Annotated in this window: 1 pseudogene; it reads left to right on the top strand. The window is 41.0% G+C overall.

Features of this window, described 5'->3' with window-relative positions:
• Nucleotides 1-295, top strand: a pseudogene (locus tag HFP08_RS29100) (hypothetical protein); the annotation flags it as partial.
• Nucleotides 296-602 lie beyond the last annotated feature (307 nt).

Below are 602 nucleotides of genomic sequence, written 5' to 3'. Positions count from 1 at the left end.
TGTCCAGTATAAGGATTGGACACTAAAGTCAATCGAAAATGCCGATGCAGTTTTTATACTTAACCCCAATGTATTTAGAAGAGATTATAGGATTATCAAGAGATTTATCTTATCTCGGACAGGCATACGACCATGGAATTACAAGCAGTCGGTTAGAAACTTATGTGAAATGATGATTAGATGGAATCATCAATATGATATTGAAAGAGTAATTGAAATTGTAAGAAATTATCGTAGAGTACCTTATATCGTTAGAAATAAGAAAGAAGTCATAAATCTATTAAAGGGCCTTTGAAAGCAAATCGATGAGGGCAATGACATCACATAACACAGTATTCACGCTGCGTCGCCTCCGGCTCCTTGGTCCGGCCGAAGCTGGAATAGAACGGCTAAACTGAAGCCGTTCTAGTAGCAGGGAAGCCTAATCAGCCGGACAACCCTGCACTGCCTAACCGCGTCGCGGCCACTCCCTCCGGTCGTTTAAGGCAGTGAGGGTTCGTGAATACAAGAACGTTAGGTGAAAGGGATGAAGTGCGTATAAAAAAACAAGCTCAAAGGAGACTATAATGATTACTCGTTTAATGGCTACCGCTTTTCTTTTT

This window comes from Paenibacillus sp. HB172176 (assembly GCF_011947265.1).
Lineage (GTDB): Bacteria > Bacillota > Bacilli > Paenibacillales > Paenibacillaceae > Pristimantibacillus.
The sequence above is the reverse complement of the archived record's forward strand: the minus strand, read 5'-3'. Positions and strand labels throughout refer to the sequence as shown.